At 67.1% G+C, this 15969-nt stretch carries 20 protein-coding genes and 1 other RNA gene; 8 read left to right on the top strand and 13 right to left on the bottom strand.

Going from position 1 to position 15969, the window contains the following annotated elements:
* Nucleotides 1–80: 80 nt before the first annotated feature.
* Nucleotides 81–764, bottom strand: coding sequence for a hypothetical protein (locus O0J73_RS16845; protein WP_308309187.1), 684 nt, complete (start codon nucleotides 762–764; stop codon nucleotides 81–83).
* A 108-nt stretch (nucleotides 765–872) separates the two neighbouring features.
* Between O0J73_RS16845 and O0J73_RS16840 the strand changes: the two genes are divergently transcribed.
* The 3 genes from O0J73_RS16840 (at nucleotide 873) to O0J73_RS16830 (ending at nucleotide 3887) form a co-directional block, all read left to right on the top strand.
* Complete coding sequence (locus O0J73_RS16840; protein ID WP_006467380.1) at nucleotides 873–1691, top strand: NAD(P)-dependent oxidoreductase; 819 nt, start codon at nucleotides 873–875, stop codon at nucleotides 1689–1691.
* A 93-nt stretch (nucleotides 1692–1784) separates the two neighbouring features.
* Nucleotides 1785–2777, top strand: a complete 993-nt coding sequence (locus O0J73_RS16835) for a YiiG family protein (RefSeq protein ID WP_006467303.1) — start codon at nucleotides 1785–1787, stop codon at nucleotides 2775–2777.
* A gap of 177 nt (nucleotides 2778–2954) precedes the next feature.
* Nucleotides 2955–3887 (top strand): YiiG family protein, encoded by a 933-nt coding sequence (locus O0J73_RS16830; protein ID WP_308309186.1) that lies wholly within the window; start codon nucleotides 2955–2957, stop codon nucleotides 3885–3887.
* Between the two features lie 69 nt (nucleotides 3888–3956).
* On the opposite strand, the gene O0J73_RS16825 is transcribed toward O0J73_RS16830, so the two are convergent.
* Nucleotides 3957–4829 carry an ion transporter gene (locus O0J73_RS16825; protein WP_049456927.1) on the bottom strand — a complete coding sequence of 291 codons (873 nt, stop codon included), beginning with the start codon at nucleotides 4827–4829 and terminating at the stop codon, nucleotides 3957–3959.
* 63 nt (nucleotides 4830–4892) lie between these two features.
* Between O0J73_RS16825 and O0J73_RS16820 the strand changes: the two genes are divergently transcribed.
* Nucleotides 4893–6119: an acetylornithine transaminase gene (locus tag O0J73_RS16820; RefSeq protein ID WP_006467246.1), complete on the top strand. Its 1227-nt coding sequence runs from the start codon at nucleotides 4893–4895 to the stop codon at nucleotides 6117–6119.
* A 33-nt stretch (nucleotides 6120–6152) separates the two neighbouring features.
* Here the strand turns inward: O0J73_RS16820 and O0J73_RS16815 are convergent, their stop codons facing one another.
* Nucleotides 6153–6755 carry an HAD-IA family hydrolase gene (locus O0J73_RS16815; protein WP_197563804.1) on the bottom strand — a complete coding sequence of 201 codons (603 nt, stop codon included), beginning with the start codon at nucleotides 6753–6755 and terminating at the stop codon, nucleotides 6153–6155.
* Between the two features lie 122 nt (nucleotides 6756–6877).
* Between O0J73_RS16815 and azu the strand changes: the two genes are divergently transcribed.
* On the top strand, nucleotides 6878–7327 hold the full coding sequence (gene azu / locus O0J73_RS16810; RefSeq protein ID WP_049456925.1) for an azurin: 450 nt from the start codon (nucleotides 6878–6880) through the stop codon (nucleotides 7325–7327).
* 101 nt (nucleotides 7328–7428) lie between these two features.
* On the opposite strand, the gene hemL is transcribed toward azu, so the two are convergent.
* Both hemL and thiE read right to left on the bottom strand, forming a co-directional pair.
* On the bottom strand, nucleotides 7429–8718 hold the full coding sequence (hemL, locus tag O0J73_RS16805) for a glutamate-1-semialdehyde 2,1-aminomutase (RefSeq protein WP_308309184.1): 1290 nt from the start codon (nucleotides 8716–8718) through the stop codon (nucleotides 7429–7431).
* Between the two features lie 16 nt (nucleotides 8719–8734).
* Nucleotides 8735–9361, bottom strand: coding sequence for a thiamine phosphate synthase (gene thiE, locus O0J73_RS16800; RefSeq protein WP_308309183.1), 627 nt, complete (start codon nucleotides 9359–9361; stop codon nucleotides 8735–8737).
* Between the two features lie 34 nt (nucleotides 9362–9395).
* Between thiE and O0J73_RS16795 the strand changes: the two genes are divergently transcribed.
* A complete protein-coding gene (locus O0J73_RS16795; protein WP_006467103.1) occupies nucleotides 9396–9620 on the top strand; it encodes a rubredoxin in 225 nt (74 codons plus the stop codon).
* Between the two features lie 46 nt (nucleotides 9621–9666).
* Here the strand turns inward: O0J73_RS16795 and O0J73_RS16790 are convergent, their stop codons facing one another.
* The 8 genes from O0J73_RS16790 to O0J73_RS16755 all read right to left on the bottom strand — a co-directional run bounded on the left by O0J73_RS16790 (nucleotide 9667) and on the right by O0J73_RS16755 (nucleotide 13779).
* On the bottom strand, nucleotides 9667–10512 hold the full coding sequence (locus O0J73_RS16790; RefSeq protein ID WP_006467102.1) for a SirB1 family protein: 846 nt from the start codon (nucleotides 10510–10512) through the stop codon (nucleotides 9667–9669).
* Nucleotides 10513–10694: 182 nt separating this feature from the next.
* The gene (locus O0J73_RS16785) at nucleotides 10695–11138 is read right to left on the bottom strand and encodes a DUF192 domain-containing protein (RefSeq protein ID WP_197563805.1); all 444 of its coding nucleotides are present in this window, start codon (nucleotides 11136–11138) and stop codon (nucleotides 10695–10697) included.
* A gap of 20 nt (nucleotides 11139–11158) precedes the next feature.
* Entirely contained in the window at nucleotides 11159–11806 is a 648-nt protein-coding gene (rpiA, locus tag O0J73_RS16780) for a ribose-5-phosphate isomerase RpiA (protein ID WP_006467017.1), read from the bottom strand.
* A gap of 22 nt (nucleotides 11807–11828) precedes the next feature.
* On the bottom strand, nucleotides 11829–12308 hold the full coding sequence (locus O0J73_RS16775; RefSeq protein WP_008264983.1) for an EVE domain-containing protein: 480 nt from the start codon (nucleotides 12306–12308) through the stop codon (nucleotides 11829–11831).
* A complete protein-coding gene (locus O0J73_RS16770) occupies nucleotides 12305–12898 on the bottom strand; it encodes a 5-formyltetrahydrofolate cyclo-ligase (RefSeq protein WP_308309180.1) in 594 nt (197 codons plus the stop codon). The genes O0J73_RS16775 and O0J73_RS16770 overlap by 4 nt, the downstream gene beginning before the upstream one ends.
* An 83-nt stretch (nucleotides 12899–12981) precedes the next feature.
* Nucleotides 12982–13167: non-coding RNA, 6S RNA (ssrS, locus tag O0J73_RS16765), on the bottom strand.
* 97 nt (nucleotides 13168–13264) lie between these two features.
* Nucleotides 13265–13561 (bottom strand): cell division protein ZapA, encoded by a 297-nt coding sequence (locus tag O0J73_RS16760; RefSeq protein WP_006467013.1) that lies wholly within the window; start codon nucleotides 13559–13561, stop codon nucleotides 13265–13267.
* The gene (locus O0J73_RS16755; RefSeq protein ID WP_005410898.1) at nucleotides 13558–13779 is read right to left on the bottom strand and encodes a TIGR02449 family protein; all 222 of its coding nucleotides are present in this window, start codon (nucleotides 13777–13779) and stop codon (nucleotides 13558–13560) included. Before O0J73_RS16755 ends, O0J73_RS16760 begins: the two co-directional genes overlap by 4 nt.
* A gap of 151 nt (nucleotides 13780–13930) precedes the next feature.
* Here O0J73_RS16755 and O0J73_RS16750 point away from each other — a divergent pair, with 151 nt between their 5' ends.
* Nucleotides 13931–14479: a UPF0149 family protein gene (locus O0J73_RS16750; protein ID WP_197563807.1), complete on the top strand. Its 549-nt coding sequence runs from the start codon at nucleotides 13931–13933 to the stop codon at nucleotides 14477–14479.
* 5 nt (nucleotides 14480–14484) lie between these two features.
* Complete coding sequence (locus O0J73_RS16745; protein WP_197563811.1) at nucleotides 14485–15807, top strand: aminopeptidase P N-terminal domain-containing protein; 1323 nt, start codon at nucleotides 14485–14487, stop codon at nucleotides 15805–15807.
* Nucleotides 15808–15969 lie beyond the last annotated feature (162 nt).

Raw genomic sequence — 15969 nt, 5'->3', positions numbered from 1 at the left:
TTGTAGAGTCGAGCGAGCTCGACTGAAACGCCAGAATCAGTCGAGCAAGCTCGACTCCACGAAGGTGAGTGCCGGTGACCTTACGGTGCCGCCGGCACCACCTGTTGACCGATGAAGTTGCGCTTGGCGTCGAAGTCGTAGGCCATCTGCAGCTGGCCCACATCCGGGCAGGCGTGGCAGTCGCGCAGCGGCGTGCGGTACAGCAGGCGGATGCCGCCGTTCTCCAGCGGCGTTGCTCCAGCCGACTGCGCGGGTGCGAACGGCGTCGCCTGCGGATTGGCCTTCAGCAGTTCCTGCACCGCCGGGTCCGCGCGCAGGGTGTCATCCAGCTGCACGGCATCCACATCGATGCGCTTGCCGCTGGCGTCGACCAGGCGGGTGCCTTCGTTGGTGTTGGCACGGAACGGATACTCCACCGTGGCCACGCCCAGACCATCACTCTCATGCCAGGCGGTCACGTAGGCCAGTTCGCCGCCGGTGGACAGCTGTTCGGCGGCGGTGATCGCATCGGCGCTGGCACCACCGGCGTGCATCGCATCACGCAGGCAGTCACGCGTGGCCGCATTCTCGCCCTGGCGGCACGCGTTGAGGTCGCCATCCCAGACCACCGCCTCGCTCCAGCGCATCTTGCCGTCTGCGGCGGCCTTCTCCGCACTGGGAGCGTCACCGGCGGGCGGCTCCTTGCCGGGTTCCGGCGAACGGCCCTGGCAGGCGGTCAGCAGGGCGAGGCCCAGGGCAGGCAGCAGCAGGCGGGAACGGCGCATGGCGTGGACCTCGTGCGTTGTCTGGAGGCCCGAGTATCGTCAAGGCCGGGTGAACTCCGCGTCGGCGCGGCATACTAGCGGCTCATTGCATACGCTGGAGTGTGGAACGTGGGCAGTCTGCAGGGCAAAACGCTTTTCATCACCGGAGCCTCGCGTGGCATCGGCCTGGCCATCGCGTTGCGCGCCGCGCGTGACGGCGCCAACGTGGCGATCGCCGCCAAGTCGTCGGTGCCGAACCCGAAGCTGCCGGGCACCATCCACAGCGCGGCCGAGGCGGTTACGGCGGCCGGTGGCCAGGGCCTGGCCCTGAAGTGCGACATCCGCGAGGAAGAACAGGTGCAGGCGGCCGTCGCCGCCACCGTCGATACCTTCGGTGGCATCGACATCCTGGTCAACAACGCCAGCGCGATCTGGCTGCGCGGCACGCTGGATACGCCGATGAAGCGCTTCGACCTGATGCAGCAGGTCAACGCGCGCGGCAGCTTCCTGTGCGCGCAGGCCTGCCTGCCTTACCTGCTGCAGGCGCCGAATCCGCACATCCTGACCCTGGCGCCGCCGCCCAGCCTGGAGCCGAAGTGGTGGGCGCCGCATACCGGCTATACGCTGGCGAAGATGGGCATGAGCTTCGTCACGCTCGGCCTGGCTGCAGAGTTCGGCCCGCAGGGCGTGGCGGTCAATGCGTTGTGGCCGCGCACGGTGATTGCCACCGATGCGATCAACATGATTCCGGGCGTGGATGCCGCCGGGTGCCGCACGCCGCAGATCATGGCCGACGCCGCGCACGCCGTGCTGGTGCGCGAAGCGGCCGGCTTCCACGGCCGGTTCCTGATCGATGATGAGGTGCTGGCACAGGCCGGTGTCACCGATCTGTCGGGCTATGCAGTGGATCCGTCGCGGCCGTTGCTGCCGGACCTGTTCCTGGATTGAGCGTGACCCGTTGGAAGAGGCCGAGGGCTGCGACCCTCGGCCTGCTGCGCTAGAATGCGCAGCTGTAATCGTTTTCAACAAGGAAGTGAACGCATGTCACGCACTCTTTCCCACGCGGCGCTGGCCGCGTCGCTGTCATTGATGCTGGGCGCCTGCGGTGGCAAGGCGCCGGCAACCGCGGGTGACGCTGGTCCCTCCGGCAAGCCGGAGGCCAGCACCGCGAACTCCGACGCACAGCAGCAGTTGACCGCAAAACTCAACGCCTACATCGGCTGCTTCAACGCGCTTGATTCGAAAACACACGGCAGCATCGAGTCCTACACGCGCTGGATCAAGGACGTCGACGCCGGCCCGAGCGGGCGCGAGACGCAGGTGTACGGGCCGTTCGAGATCAGCGACTACGACATGAAGCAGTGCGACGCGCCGGTGACCGAAGCGATCGCTGCCAAGCCGGCCCTGGCCGATCTTGATACCGCTGCCGGCCGGTATCAGCAGGCGCTGAAGGCACTGGTGCCGCTCAGCAAGGACGCGCACGACTACTACGATCGCCAGGACTACGAAGACGATCAGTTTGCCAAGGGCAAGCAGATGCATGCGCCTTTGATGGCCGCCTTCAAGGACTTCGTGGTTGCCAGCGAAACGTTCAACACCGCACTGGAGCGCCACAACGACGCTGCCCAGCGCGAGCAGCTCAAAGCACTGGAACAGGCCGAGGGGCGCACGCGCGAGTACTACCGCCTGGCGATGATGCTGGAAGCGAAGGCGATCGTGGAGCTGATGACCGATGACGGCTTTGATCAGGCCGCGGCCCGGGAACATCTGGATGCCTTCAACCGCATTTCCGATGAAGCGCACGCCAAGGTTGCCGACCAGCAGCCGGGCAAGACGGACTGGGAAGGCTTCGAGCGTGGAGCCGAGAATTTCCGCCGCGAAGGCAAGGAGCGGCTGCAGCGTGTCAGCGAGAACAAGCCCTACACCGATTTCGAACGGCGCATGCTTGATTCGCCCTCGATGGCGCCGCGCGGCTCTGCCAGCAAGCTGATGCAGGAATACAACACGCTCGTTTTCCAGAGCAACCGCCAGTAACCGAGGCGTTCATCGCGTCATTTTGTCGTAATCGAACATGTCGATTGCGGCGCGACCCAGGACGGGGCTCCGAAGGGCGGCCTCTTCCGGCGCTGCCGGGACGGGCGTGGGCGCGATGAACCACGATGACTGCAGTTTTTACTTGTGCAAGGAACTGATTTGAACGCATCCACACGCATGCTCCCGTTGCTTCTGCTTGGCTCGCTGGCAGGCCTGACCGGCTGCAACAAGCCGGCGGGACTGGCCGTGGCCGACCCGGGGCTGGTAAAGGTCAATGCCTACATCGAGTGCTACAACGGCGTCGAACAGCCCGTTCACGAAGGCTTCCAGGCCTACACCGGCTGGATGAAGGATCCCGAGGCCGGCCCGACCGGCAAGGAAGCGCAACCGCGCTCGCCCGGCAAGGTGCTGTCGCACCGGATCGAGTATTGCGGCCAGCCGATGACCGACGCACTGGCGAAGACCCCGGTACTGCCGATGGATGGCCCCGCGCGCGACTATCAGCAGGCGTTCCAGGCCCTGAATGCCCTGACCGAGCGCGCCGATGGCTACTTCACCCGCGAAGACTATCGTCGTGATGGCGGCGAAGGCATGCGCGCGCAGCATGCGCCGCTGATGCAGGCCTATGCCGCCTTCTTCAAGGCCAGCGAAGCGATGGATGTGGCGCTGGAGAAGAACGAGAACGAGCGCCGCGCCGCGGAGCTGAAGCGGATCGAGGAAAGCGAGGGTCGCTCGCTGGCCTACTACCACCTGCGCATCCTCGGCGATGGCAAGCAGCTGGCCATGGCGTTCCAGGCGGACGCGCCGGACCTGGCGGTAGTGCGCAAGCAGCTGGCCGACTATCAGGCGCTGGTGACCGAAGTGCAGAACGGCGGTGTCGGCAAGGACGATCCGATGTGGGGCCATGTGCAGCGCTCGGCCGACAAGCTGGTGCGTACCGCAGGCCGCGGCATCGAGCGCCTGGAGCAGGGAAAGCCGATCAGCGCCGAAGCGCTGGCGGCCGAGCGCAAGGCCTCGGGCAGCTGGCTCACCACCGATCCTGAAGGCGCGCAGTCGACGATCCTGGACGCGTACAACGACCTGGTGACCACCAGCAATCGCCTGCGTTGAACGGCGTCGCGCGGCCACGCACCGCGTGGATCCGCCAAGGGCAGCGCCGGGTCATGCCGGCGCGCGCCTTCAATGGCTGAACGCATCCGGCAGTTCACCACCGCACCTGCGGCAGTGGCGGGCATCCGGCTCGTGGCCTTCCAGCCCGCAGTGCGGGCAGCCGCGGGCATCGCGGCGTGCGGCCAGCTCGGCTTCGCGCATGGTGCTGGCCAGTTCGGCGGTGTAGATGCCGGTGGGCACGGCGATGATGCTGTAGCCGATCAGGATCAGCACCGAGGTGACGAAGCGGCCGAGTACGGTCTGCGGCACGATGTCGCCGAAACCGACCGTGGCCATGGTCACCACCGCCCAGTACATGCTGGCCGGAATATTGCTGAAGCCATGTTCCGGCCCTTCGATCACGTACATCAGCGCGCCAGCGATGATGGTGATGGTGATCACCGTGAACAGGAACACCAGCACCTTGCGCCGGCTGCGCCACAGCGAGGTCATCAGCACGCCGCTTTCCTCGATGTAACGGGTCAGCTTGAGGATGCGGAACACGCGCAGGATGCGCAGCGCGCGCACCACCAGCAGGCTCTGCGCGCCGGGAATGAACATCGACAGGTAGGCCGGCAGGATCGACAGCAGGTCGATGATGCCCCAGATGCTCACCGCGTAACGCAGCGGGCGCTTGACCACCGCCAGCCGCAGCAGGTACTCGGCGGTGAAGATGATGGTGAAGCCCCATTCCAGGATGTACAGGCCGGTGGACCATTCGGCATGCAGGTGCTGCACGCTGTCGATCATCACCACCAGGATGCTGGCGATGATCGCCACCACCAGGATCAGGTCGAAATTGCGCGAAGGCCGCGAGTCGTGGCGGTAGATGATGTCGAACCACCGACGGCGCCAGCCGGTCTCGGTGGCGGGGTTCAGCTGGGGGGCGGAAAACGGTCGCATGGGCGCATTGTGCCGCAGGGGTTCCGGCGCGAGAATGGGGATTCCTGAACCCTGCCGACTGCCATGACCGCCGCTACCGATCCGCTGATCTCCCTTTCGCACTACTACCTGCCGGTCTACAAGCCCCGCCAGGTGGTACTGGAGCGAGGCCAGGGCGCCCGCGTGTGGGACAGCCAGGGCCGTGAGTTCATCGACCTGGCCGCCGGCATCGCCGTGTGTGGCCTGGGCCACAACGACCCGGACCTGGTGGCCGCGCTGGTCGAACAGGCCGGCAAGCTCTGGCACACCAGCAACGTGTTCTACAGCGCGCCGCCGCTGCACCTGGCCGAAGAGCTGGTGAAGGCCAGCCGTTTCGCCGAGCGCGTGTTCCTGTGCAATTCCGGCGCCGAAGCCAACGAAGTGGCGATCAAGATGGTCCGCAAGTGGGCCTCCAGCCAGGGCCGCCCGGCCGACAAGCGGGTGATCATCACCTTCCGTGGCAGCTTCCACGGCCGCACGATGGGCGCGGTGACCGCCACGGCCCAGCCGAAGTACCAGGAAGGCTACGAGCCGCTGCCCGGTGGCTTCCGCTACATCGATTTCAACGATGAAGTGCAGCTGGAAACCGCAATGGCCGCCGGTGACGTGGCGGCGGTGATGCTGGAGCCGATCCAGGGCGAGGGCGGCGTGATGCCGGCCAAGTCCGGTTTCCTCAAGCGCGTGCGCGAACTGTGCGACCAGCACAACGCACTGCTGGTGCTGGACGAGATCCAGGCCGGCATGGGCCGCACCGGCACGCTGTTCGCGCACTGGCAGGACGATGTGGTGCCGGACATGGTCACCCTGGCCAAGGCGCTCGGCGGTGGTTTCCCGATCGGTGCGATGCTGGCCGGCCCGAAGGTGGCCGAGACCATGCAGTTCGGCGCGCACGGCACCACCTTCGGTGGCAACCCGCTGGCCGCTGCAGTCGCCCGTGTGGCCCTGCGCAAGCTGGCCTCGGCGGAGATCGCCGCCAACGTCAGCCGCCAGTCGAAGGCGCTGCGCGATGGTTTCGCCCGTATCAACGACGAGTTTGGCGTGTTCAGCGACGTGCGTGGCCGTGGCCTGATGCTGGGCGCGGTGCTGAGCAAGGACTTCGCCGGCCAGGCCGGTGCCATCCTCGACCACGCCGCCGAGCAGGGCCTGCTGACCCTGCAGGCCGGCCCGGACGTGCTGCGCTTCGTGCCGTCGCTGAACATCACCGACGAAGAAGTGGCCGAAGGCCTGAAGCGCCTGCGCGCAGCGATTGCCGCGTTCATCGCCGCGCGCTGAGCCTTGGCTGTAGAGCCGGGCCGATGCCCGGCTCTACAGGATTGCGTAGCGCCTCAACACCTTCCCCAACCCGCGCCCGTCGCACACCGTTTCGGCGTGCAGGCCGGCCGCGCGCGCGCCGCGCACGTTGGCGAAGAGATCATCGATGAACAAGGTGCGCGCAGGCGCAACCTGCAGTACCTCGAGCACGCGCTGGAACACCGTCGGCTGCGGTTTGCGCAGGCCGAAATCGGCACTGCAGAACACGCGGTCCTGCAGCGCCGGGAACAGGTCCGGCAGCAGGGCCGGCAATGCCTGCACCATCAGCGCGCCGTTGTTGGTCAGTACCGCCATGGGTAGTTGCAGGGCCTGCAGCCGCTGCAGCACGGCCACCTGCGGATGGCTGGCGGCCTGCCGTGCGGCCACCCAGGCGGCCACATCGACCGTCCTGCCCAGAAGCCCGCCCAGCTGCGCCAGATAGGTTGGGCCATCCAGTGCGCCACGGTCATGCGCGGCGTCCAGCCCGCTGTCGTACAGCGCGGCCTGCACGGCCTGCGGGGAAACCTCCAGCGCCTGCGCCAGGTGCAGCACGCGCTGTGCGCGCTGGTACTGCACCAGCACGCCATCCACATCCAGCAGCAACAGATCGATCCGCATCGGCCGAGCATGCCATTGCCATGGATGCGCGCAAACCCTGGAGCGTGCATGCGACAGACGGTCGCAGACGGGAGCGCATGGGCCTGCCTAGAATGACGTTTGAATCCGCAGGAGATGCAGCGATGAAGGCTTGGACGGTGGCGGTTGGACTGGGTGCGCTGATGCTGGCGCCATCGGCAATGGCGCGCGTGTGTGCGGTGAGCATCGACAGCACCGACCAGATGAGTTTCAGCAGTCGCGAGATCAAGGTTGCCGCCGACTGCAGTGCCGTGGACCTGACCCTGCGCCACACCGGCAAGCTGGCCGCTACCGCGATGGGCCACAACTGGGTGCTGACCCGCACGGCCGACTACCAGCCGGTGGCGATGGCGGGCATGCGCATGACCCTGGCCGACAGTTACCTGCCGAAGGCCGACAAGCGCGTGCTGGCCCACACCAAGGTGATTGGAGGTGGCGAGACCACGCGCGTGCGCTTCTCCACCCAGGGCCTGCAGAAGGGCGGCGACTACACCTTCTTCTGCTCGTTCCCCGGCCACTTCGCGATGATGAAGGGCAAGCTCGTCTTCGGTTGAAAAAAGGGGACGGAGGGGATTAAGGCGTTTGTGCACAAACGACTTAATCCCCTCCGTCCCCTTTTTGTGCCAACCAAGGTTGGCGCCTACCAGGGCAGCACTCAGCCCTTGGCGGCCTTGAATGCCACGCGTGCAGCGGCCAGCGTCGCCTCGATCACGGCATCGTCGTGGGCGCTGGACAGGAAACCGGCCTCGTAGGCGGACGGTGCCAGGAACACGCCCTGTTCCAGCATCGCGTGGAAGAAGCGGTTGAACGCCGGGATGTCACAGGCAGTCGCCTGCGCATAGGTCTCCACTTTTTCGCTGGTGAAGAACAGGCCGAACATGGCGCCCACGCGGGTGGTGGTCACCGCCACGCCAGCGTCAGCGGCGGCGGCTTCAAGGCCCGCGCACAGGCGTGCGGTACGCTCGGTGAGGTCGGCATGGAAGCCCGGCTGCTGGACAAGCTCCAGCATCGCAAGGCCGGCGGCCATTGCCACCGGGTTGCCGCTCAGCGTGCCAGCCTGGTAGATCGGGCCGGCCGGGGCGATCTGCTGCATCAGCTCACGACGACCGCCGTAGGCACCGACCGGCATGCCGCCGCCGATGATCTTGCCGAACGTGGTCAGGTCCGGGGTGATGCCGTAGTGCGCCTGCGCACCGCCAAGGGCAACGCGGAAGCCAGTCATCACCTCGTCGAAGATCAGCAGCGCGCCATGCTTCGTGCACAGTTCGCGCAGGTGCTGCAGGTAGCCCTCGCGCGGCGGGATGCAGTTGGCGTTGCCGACCACCGGTTCGATGATCAGGCCGGCGATGTCGTTACCCTGCTGTTCGAACAGTGCCGTGGCCGCGTCGAAGTCGTTGTAGGGCAGGGTCAGGGTCAGCTCGCTCAGCCCGGCCGGTACGCCCGGCGAGGTCGGCACGCCCAGGGTCAGCATGCCGCTGCCGGCCTTGACCAGGAACGAGTCGCCGTGGCCGTGGTAGCAGCCTTCGAACTTGACGATGCGGTTGCGGCCGGTGGCGCCGCGCGCCAGGCGGATCGCCGACAGCGTGGCCTCGGTGCCGGAGTTGACCATGCGCACCATCTCGCACGACGGCACCAGGCGGGTGATGGTCTCGGCCATGGTCACTTCGGCCGCGCACGGCGCGCCGAACGAGAGGCCGTTGTCGATGGCCTTCTTCACCGCCTGGCGCACCGCCGGGTGATTGTGGCCGACGATCATCGGGCCCCAGGAACCGACGTAGTCGATGTAGCGGTTGCCGTCGACGTCGTACAGGTAGGCGCCGTCGGCGCGCTCGACGAAGAACGGCTCGCCGCCGACCGACTTGAACGCGCGCACCGGCGAATTGACGCCGCCCGGCAGCAGCTGCTGGGCGCGGGAGAACAGGGCGTGGGACTGGTCGTGGTTCATGGGGCTTTCCTGGGTGTTACGCGAACTGGGCGAGGAGGGCGTGCTGGGTCGCGACCGGGTCTTCGGCGGCGAACACGCTGCTGACCACGGCGACCAGATCGGCGCCGGCGTCGATGATGGGACCGACATTGTCCGGGGTCAGCCCGCCGATCGCCACCCGCGGCACGCCCAGTGCGGCGCTTTGCCGCAGCAGATCGGGGTGGGCGCGGCTGGTGGTGATCTTGGTGGTGGTGGGGAAGAAAGCGCCAAAGGCCACATAGCTGGCGCCGGCGGCCACGGCCTTTTCTGCATTGGCCAGCTGGTCGTAGCAGGAGGCGCCGATGATGGCCTCGGGCCCCAGCAGGGCACGCGCGCTGGGGATGTCGCCGTCGGTGCCGCCCAGATGCACGCCGGCCGCGCCGACTGCTTTGGCCAGCAGCGGGTCGTCATTGATGATGAGTGGTACGCCATGGGCAGCGCACAGGCCCTGCAGTGCCGTGGCCTGTTCCAGCCGCAGGGCGTCGCTGGCGGTCTTGTTGCGGTACTGCAGCCAGGTGGCACCTGCGGCCAGCAGCGATGCGGTGCGCGCCAGCAGGCGTGCGCTATCGGGCTCATCCGGGGTGATCAGGTAGACGCCGCGGGGCGCAGGGAAAGCAGAAGTCATCGATGGCTACCGGTGCGTGGGCCGCGATGGGACAATGGCGGCCCGTGAATCCAGCCCCGATTATCCGATGAGTGATGCCACCCCCACCACCTTGCGTACCTGGATGTGCGTGGTCTGCGGCTTCCTGTACAGCGAAGCGGACGGCCTGCCGGAAGAGGGCATCGCGCCGGGCACGCGCTGGGAGGACATTCCCGAGACCTGGACCTGCCCGGATTGCGGGGTGACCAAGGCCGATTTCGAGATGGTCGAGGTCGACTGACCGGACCTTCCAGTGGGTGTGGACCGTCGGTCCACACACCGGTAAATCAATGCAGCCGCGGCATCGGCCCGCCGAGGTCGATCAGCTTCTCGCGCAGCCACTGCGCATCGCTGGCCTCGGGGTTGCGCTTCAGGTACTGGCCCAGGTCGTGACGGGCCCCGGCCAGGTACTCCAGCTGCAGGTAGGCCAGGCCGCGGTCGCGCAGGGCGTCGTCCTGTTCCGGGGCCAGCTTGAGCAGGCGATCGGCGCTGCGTGCAGCGCGGTCCCACTCGCCGGCTTCGGCATAGACGCCGTGCAGGTTGCGCAGCATGCGCATCAGGATCGCGCGCGCCGGCGCGGGGTCGAGGATCTGTGCCAGCACCTGGTCGTCGGGCATCTGCCCGCCCAGGTGTGACTTGGCCCGCTCGCGCAGTTCGTCCACGTCCAGTGGCCGGCCGCCGTTGAACGGGTCCATCACCAGCACGCCGTCATCCACCGGCAGGCGCACCAGGAAGTGGCCGGGGAAGGACACGCCATCAAGGGGAATACCCAGCCGGCGCGAGACTTCCATCTGCACCAGGGCCAGCGAGATCGGATTGCCCAGGCGCCGCTCGAACACCTGGTTGAGGTAGCTGTTGCGTGGGTCGTAGTACTCGTCGTGGTCGCCGCTGTAGCCCAGCTCGTCGAACAGGTGGCGGTTGATCGCCGCCATCTTCAACGGGCTGTTGTCGATGGCCTCCACTTCCGAGCGGAGGTGGTCGACATGGCTCTGGATCAGCGCGTCGTAGGTGGACGGCTGCAGATCGGGGTATTCATCGCGCGCGATCAGCAGCGCGGTCGGCAACAGCGGCAGCGCCTCGTCTTCGAGGTCGGCCAGTGCATCCCAGTCGGGGAGTGTGATCCGGTCCTGCATGGTCACAGACTGGCGTCATTCGCAGACGGTTTCAAGCGGTGCCGCGTGAAAAAGCCATGGCCTGGGCCGATGGGCTTCCAGTGGGTGTGGACCTTGGTCCACACCACAGCCTTCCCGGGCGCGGCAAGCCAGGGCCGACCAAGGTCGGCACCTACCGATCCTGCTCAACGCAGGGCGAAGATCTACTCGATGCCCGGGCCGAAGGTCAGCGCGGTGCCGTCCTTCAGCTTCAGCTTTTCGGCCTGGCCGGCGTTGAGTTCCAGCACGTAGCGTGCCGGGCCGCCGCTGGGGTAGGGCGGGCACATGTCGCCGGCCGAGCACGGCGGCACATCGCGCTGCTGGCTGACCAGCTTGCGTTCGTTGTCGAAGTACAGGATGTCCAGCGCGATCTTGGTGTTCTTCATCCAGTACGCCTGCATCTCTTCGCGGTCGTGGACGAACAGCATGCCGTGGTCGGGCGCCATCTGGTCGCGGAACATCAGCCCGCGCGCGCGGGTTTCATCGTTGGTGGCCAGCTCGACCTGGTAGCGGGCGCCGTCCAGCTCGACCCAGTGGCGGGCCGCGTCGGTGGCGCAGCCGGCCAGGGCCAGCAGCGGAAGCATCAGCAGCGAACGCAACAGCGACATCGTCAGGATCCTTGGAAGGGTCAGAGCACGACCGGCGGCTCGCCGCCGACGATCACCACATCGGCGCGGCGGCGCGCGAACAGGCCGACGCAGACCACGCCCGGCAGCTGGTTGAGCTCGCGCTCCAGCTTCTCCGGATCGGTGATCTGAAGGTTGTGGATGTCCAGGATCTGGTTGCCGTTGTCGGTGACCACGCCTTCGCGCCAGGTCGGCTGGCCGCCGGTCATGTCGCGGATCTGGCGGGCGACCAGGCTGCGCGCCATCGGGATCACTTCCACCGGCAGCGGGAACCCGCCCAGCACCGGCACCTGCTTGCTCGGGTCGACGATGCAGATGAAGCGCTCGCTGGCCTCGGCGATGATCTTCTCGCGGGTCAGTGCGGCACCGCCGCCCTTGATCAGGCACTTGTTCGGGTCGCACTCGTCGGCGCCGTCCACATACAGCGACAGGTTGCCGCTGTGGTTCAGCTCGATCACCTCGATGCCGTGCTGCTTCAGGCGCGCGGTGCTCTGCTCGGAGCTGGACACTGCACCCTTGATGCGGTGCTGGATGCGGGCCAGGGCATCGATGAAGTAGGCCACGGTGGACCCGGTGCCGACACCGACGATCATGCCGTCTTCGACGTATTCGATGGCTTTCTCGGCGGCCAGGCGCTTGGCTTCGGACATGGGAGAACTCTCAGGCAGGGAATCAGGATTTCTTTTCCAGCGACAGCAGCAGCTTCCACTGCGCGGCGGTCACCGGGAACACCGACAGACGGTTGCCCTTGGCAACCAGCGGGAAGCCTTCGCCGAGTTCGTCGGCGTGCAGCTTGATCTCGTCCAGCGCGATCACCTGCTTGAGCTTGCGGTCGAAGGCCACGTCCACCAGCATCCAGCGCGGGTTCTCGCGCGTGCTCTTGGGGTCGTGGTAGTCGGATGCCGGGTCGAACTGGGTGTCGTCCGGATAGGCCGCGCTGGCCACCGTGGCCAGGCCGACGATGCCCGGCACCTTGGTATTGGAGTGATAGAACAGGATGCCGTCGCCGACCTGCATGCCATCGCGCATGAAATTGCGCGCCTGGTAATTGCGCACCCCGTTCCAGGGTTCGACCTTGACCTTGGCCAGGTCATCGATGGAGAAGGCGTCCGGTTCGGACTTCATCAGCCAATAGCGCTTGCGGGCGGTCATGCGTTCACGGGGGCAGCGGAGGGGAACAGGGTGCCGCCTTCGGTGCAGATCGCATCCACCGGCACGTCCCACGACGCCACCGGCAAGGACTCGACCTGCTGCACCGCGAACGCCGCACCGACCAGCCAGGGCGGCGCCGGCCGGTCGTGGCGGAAGGCGAAGCTGCGATCATACCAGCCACCTCCCATGCCCAGTCGCCGGCACTGCGGGTCGAAGCCCACCAGCGGGGCCACCACCAGCGCCATCTGCGCCGGTTCCAGGGTGTCCTGCAGTGCGATGTCCGGCTCGGGAATGCCGTAACGATTGCTGGTCAGTGGCTGCCCGGGCCGCCATGGCGCGAAGCGCAGCACGTCGCCGGCCAGCACCGGAAGGCAGTAGGTGAGGCCTTCGGGCAATTGCAGCTGCCAGCGGTGCAGGGCGATTTCGCCGTCCAGCGCCCAGTAGCCGGCCACGGCGCCTTCGCGCGGGGCGAACGGCAGTGCCAGCAGGGCATCGGCAAGTGATTCGGCGGCGGCGATGCGCTCAGCAGCGGAAAGGTCGCGGCGGCGTTGCCGCAGGTCGTGGCGCAGGGCCTGGCGCGGGTCGGTCATGGCAGCGTGCGGCAAGGAACAGCCGTCATTGTGCCGCAAAGAACAAGGGCGACGCCCGAAGACGCCGCCCTTGCTGGAATATTGCATTCTCCGCAATGTCGATGCATGCGAAACGACCTTGAACCCGGGGGCTCAAGTGGGAACGCTGGAGAACCATCGGGCTTCCCGCTACAAGGCGGACCTGCACTCCCGGCGCTGTCGCGCTCCCGGTGTCGTTCTTAAGGGACAAGGCGAATGTTTGCACATGCCGTCGAGTACCGCAGAGAACGCGTGGCCATTATAGCCAGCGCGCAGGATCTGGATAGGCCGTTCGTCGGCAACAGTCCGTGCCAATTCAGATATGAGAAGACGCGTTGTGCGCGTTCTTCAGGCGCCGCCGTCGATGGCGCGGTCCAGGCGCCGGTTCAGATCGGCCAGCGTCTGCTGCAGCGCCACTGCCTGGCGGGCGTTCTCGTCGCGCAGCAGTTGCAGTTCATGGGCCAGGTTCAACGCGGCCAGTACCGCCACGCGGTCCACGGCGGCCATGCGGTTGCTGCCGCGGATCTCGCGCATGCGGGCATCGAGCAGGCGCGCGGCGGCCATCAGGCTGTCGCGTTCATCGCCACCGACGCCGACGGTGTATTCACGATCGAGGATGCGGACACTGACCGGTTCGGCGCTCATGTGTGCTGCTCCAGGGATTTGAGCCGGCTGATCATTGCTTCCACCCGCGAGCGTGCCTGCTCGTTCTTGGCCAGCAGCGTGGAACGCTCGGCCACCAGCTGTTCCTGCTGGTGGCGCAGGCTGCGGTTCTCCTCGGCCAGGCGCTGGTTGCGTTCAAGCAACGCCTCCACGCGGGCGGCGAAGTCCTGCAGCTGGGCAAGGGGATCGGCGGGTTCCATGCGGGCACGATAGGCAAGCCGGGCAAGGGCGGTCAAGCGTTGTCGCAGCAAGGCTGGACGGCCACGGGGAGGAGGCCGCCGGATTGCTACACTACGGGGTCTCACGGGCGCGCCGGCGCGCCCCGGGTTTCCTTTCCGAACGAGCCGCACGATGACTGAACTTCCCTCCGTCGACGACGTTAACCGCGCCAGCCAGGAACTGGGCCTGGGCGCCACCGCTGCCGAGCTGCACGGCGCGCTGTGCGGCTGGCTGGCCGCCGGCGGCGCCCCCGGCAACGACTGGCCGGCGCGCGTGCTGGCCGACGACAACCTGCCGCCGGTGGCCGCCGACAGCGTGCTGGGCCAGCTGCTGCAGGTCACCATCAAGCAGCTGGAAGACCGTGACTTCGCCTTCGAGCTGTTGCTGACCGACAGCGATGACGTGGCCGCGCAGGCCGATGCCATGTTCAGCTGGACCCGCTCGTTCCTCGGCGGTTTCGGCCTGGGCAGCGGCGGCCGTCGCCCGACACTGTCCGAAGAGGGCGAAGAAGCGCTGACCGACATGGCCAGCCTGGCCCGTGCCTCCAGCGAGGATTTCGAGGCCGGTGGCGATGACGACGACGACGCCCTGACGGAGATCGAGGAATTCATCCGCGTGGCGGTGCTGCTGCTGCACGGCGACGTGGTGCTGGCCTCTCGCCATCGGCAGCGCCTGAATTGATGGATATCAAGCAGCGCACCGGCATCGCGGCCGGCGAGTACAAGCGGCGCCGCCGCCAGCTGATGGACATGGCCGGCGAGGACGCGATCCTGGTGCTGCCGGCTGCGGCGGAGAAGGTGCGCAGCCTCGATACCCATTATCCGTTCCGGCAGGATTCGGACTTCCAGTACCTGAGTGGCTTCCCGGAGCCGGAAGCGGTGCTGGTGCTGATCCCCGGCCGTCGCCATGGCGAGGCCATCCTGTTCTGCCGCGAGCGTGATGCCGAGCGCGAGGCCTGGGACGGCAGCCGTGCCGGCCAGGAAGGCGCGGTGGCGCAGTTCGGCATGGACGACGCTTACCCGATCGATGATCTGGACGACATCCTGCCGGGCCTGCTGGAAGGGCGTTCGCGCGTCTACTACCACTTTGGCCGCGATGCGGATTTCGACCTGAAGCTGATCGGCTGGGTCAACCGCGTGCGCTCACAGGTGCGCCATGGCGCGCAGCCGCCGCATGAGTTCCTGGAGCTGGGCCACCTGCTGCACGAACAGCGCCTGTTCAAGTCCGGTGCCGAAGTGGCGCTGATGCAGCATGCCGCGCAGATCAGCGTGCGCGCCCACCTGGCAGCGATGAAGGCGGCCAAGGCGGGGATCCACGAGTACGAACTGCAGGCCGAGCTGGAACGTGTATTCCGCGCCAATGATGCCGTTCCGGCGTACTGCAGCATCGTCGGTGCAGGCCGCAACGGCTGCATCCTGCACTACCGCGACAACAATGCGCGTTCGCGTGATGGCGAGCTGGTGCTGATCGATGCGGGTGCCGAGTACCGCGGCTACGCCAGCGACATCACCCGCACTTTCCCGGTGAGCGGCCGCTTCAGTGCCGAGCAGCGCGCGCTGCATGACCTGGTCGGTGAGGCGCAGGCAGCGGCACTGGCGCAGGCCAAGCCGGGCGTGCCGTACGAGGCCGGCCACCTGGCGGCGGTGCAGACCCTGACCGAGGGCCTGCTGCGGCTGGGCCTGCTGAAGGGCACGCTGGAAAAGAACCTGTCCGAAGGCCTTTACCAGCGTTTTTACCGGCACAAGACCGGGCACTGGATCGGGCTGGATGTGCACGATGTGGGCGATTACCGCCTGGCCGGTGATTCGCGGCTGCTGGAGCCGGGCATGGCGTTCACCATCGAGCCGGGGCTGTACATCGGCGTGGATGATACGACGGTGGAGCCGCGCTGGCGCGGTATCGGCATCCGCACCGAGGATGACGTGCTGATCACCGATGATGGCCATCGCGTGCTGACCGAAGGCCTGGCGCGCAGCGCCGACGAGATCGAAGCGGTGATGGCGGGGTAAGGGGCTTTTCTGCAGGGCTTGCAGCCCTGCACCTGCTCGATGCAACGGCAACGGCCAAAGCAAGAGCGGCATTCCGTGGGATGGCGGGGCGGTGTGGGTGGTCAGGACACGCCGTAAACCCCCCTCCGGGGTCCGGCCCAGCCGCTGGCGGCTGTGCGTTCG

The sequence above is a fragment of the Stenotrophomonas sp. Sm6012 genome, from assembly GCF_030985895.1.
GTDB lineage: Bacteria > Pseudomonadota > Gammaproteobacteria > Xanthomonadales > Xanthomonadaceae > Stenotrophomonas > Stenotrophomonas forensis.
The sequence above is the reverse complement of the archived record's forward strand: the minus strand, read 5'-3'. Positions and strand labels throughout refer to the sequence as shown.

Excerpts from the sequence above, each read along its gene's own strand:
- O0J73_RS16845 (WP_308309187.1), bottom strand. The coding sequence starts at position 764 with ATGCGCCGTTCCCGCCTGCTGCTGCCTGCCCTGGGCCTCGCCCTGCTG.
- O0J73_RS16835 (WP_006467303.1), top strand. The coding sequence starts at position 1,785 with ATGTCACGCACTCTTTCCCACGCGGCGCTGGCCGCGTCGCTGTCATTG.
- O0J73_RS16830 (WP_308309186.1), top strand. The coding sequence starts at position 2,955 with ATGCTCCCGTTGCTTCTGCTTGGCTCGCTGGCAGGCCTGACCGGCTGC.
- O0J73_RS16825 (WP_049456927.1), bottom strand. The coding sequence starts at position 4,829 with ATGCGACCGTTTTCCGCCCCCCAGCTGAACCCCGCCACCGAGACCGGC.
- O0J73_RS16820 (WP_006467246.1), top strand. The coding sequence starts at position 4,893 with ATGACCGCCGCTACCGATCCGCTGATCTCCCTTTCGCACTACTACCTG.
- O0J73_RS16815 (WP_197563804.1), bottom strand. The coding sequence starts at position 6,755 with ATGCGGATCGATCTGTTGCTGCTGGATGTGGATGGCGTGCTGGTGCAG.
- azu (WP_049456925.1), top strand. The coding sequence starts at position 6,878 with ATGAAGGCTTGGACGGTGGCGGTTGGACTGGGTGCGCTGATGCTGGCG.
- hemL (WP_308309184.1), bottom strand. The coding sequence starts at position 8,718 with ATGAACCACGACCAGTCCCACGCCCTGTTCTCCCGCGCCCAGCAGCTG.
- thiE (WP_308309183.1), bottom strand. The coding sequence starts at position 9,361 with ATGACTTCTGCTTTCCCTGCGCCCCGCGGCGTCTACCTGATCACCCCG.
- O0J73_RS16795 (WP_006467103.1), top strand. The coding sequence starts at position 9,396 with ATGGCGGCCCGTGAATCCAGCCCCGATTATCCGATGAGTGATGCCACC.
- O0J73_RS16790 (WP_006467102.1), bottom strand. The coding sequence starts at position 10,512 with ATGCAGGACCGGATCACACTCCCCGACTGGGATGCACTGGCCGACCTC.
- O0J73_RS16785 (WP_197563805.1), bottom strand. The coding sequence starts at position 11,138 with ATGTCGCTGTTGCGTTCGCTGCTGATGCTTCCGCTGCTGGCCCTGGCC.
- rpiA (WP_006467017.1), bottom strand. The coding sequence starts at position 11,806 with ATGTCCGAAGCCAAGCGCCTGGCCGCCGAGAAAGCCATCGAATACGTC.
- O0J73_RS16775 (WP_008264983.1), bottom strand. The coding sequence starts at position 12,308 with ATGACCGCCCGCAAGCGCTATTGGCTGATGAAGTCCGAACCGGACGCC.
- O0J73_RS16770 (WP_308309180.1), bottom strand. The coding sequence starts at position 12,898 with ATGACCGACCCGCGCCAGGCCCTGCGCCACGACCTGCGGCAACGCCGC.
- O0J73_RS16760 (WP_006467013.1), bottom strand. The coding sequence starts at position 13,561 with ATGAGCGCCGAACCGGTCAGTGTCCGCATCCTCGATCGTGAATACACC.
- O0J73_RS16755 (WP_005410898.1), bottom strand. The coding sequence starts at position 13,779 with ATGGAACCCGCCGATCCCCTTGCCCAGCTGCAGGACTTCGCCGCCCGC.
- O0J73_RS16750 (WP_197563807.1), top strand. The coding sequence starts at position 13,931 with ATGACTGAACTTCCCTCCGTCGACGACGTTAACCGCGCCAGCCAGGAA.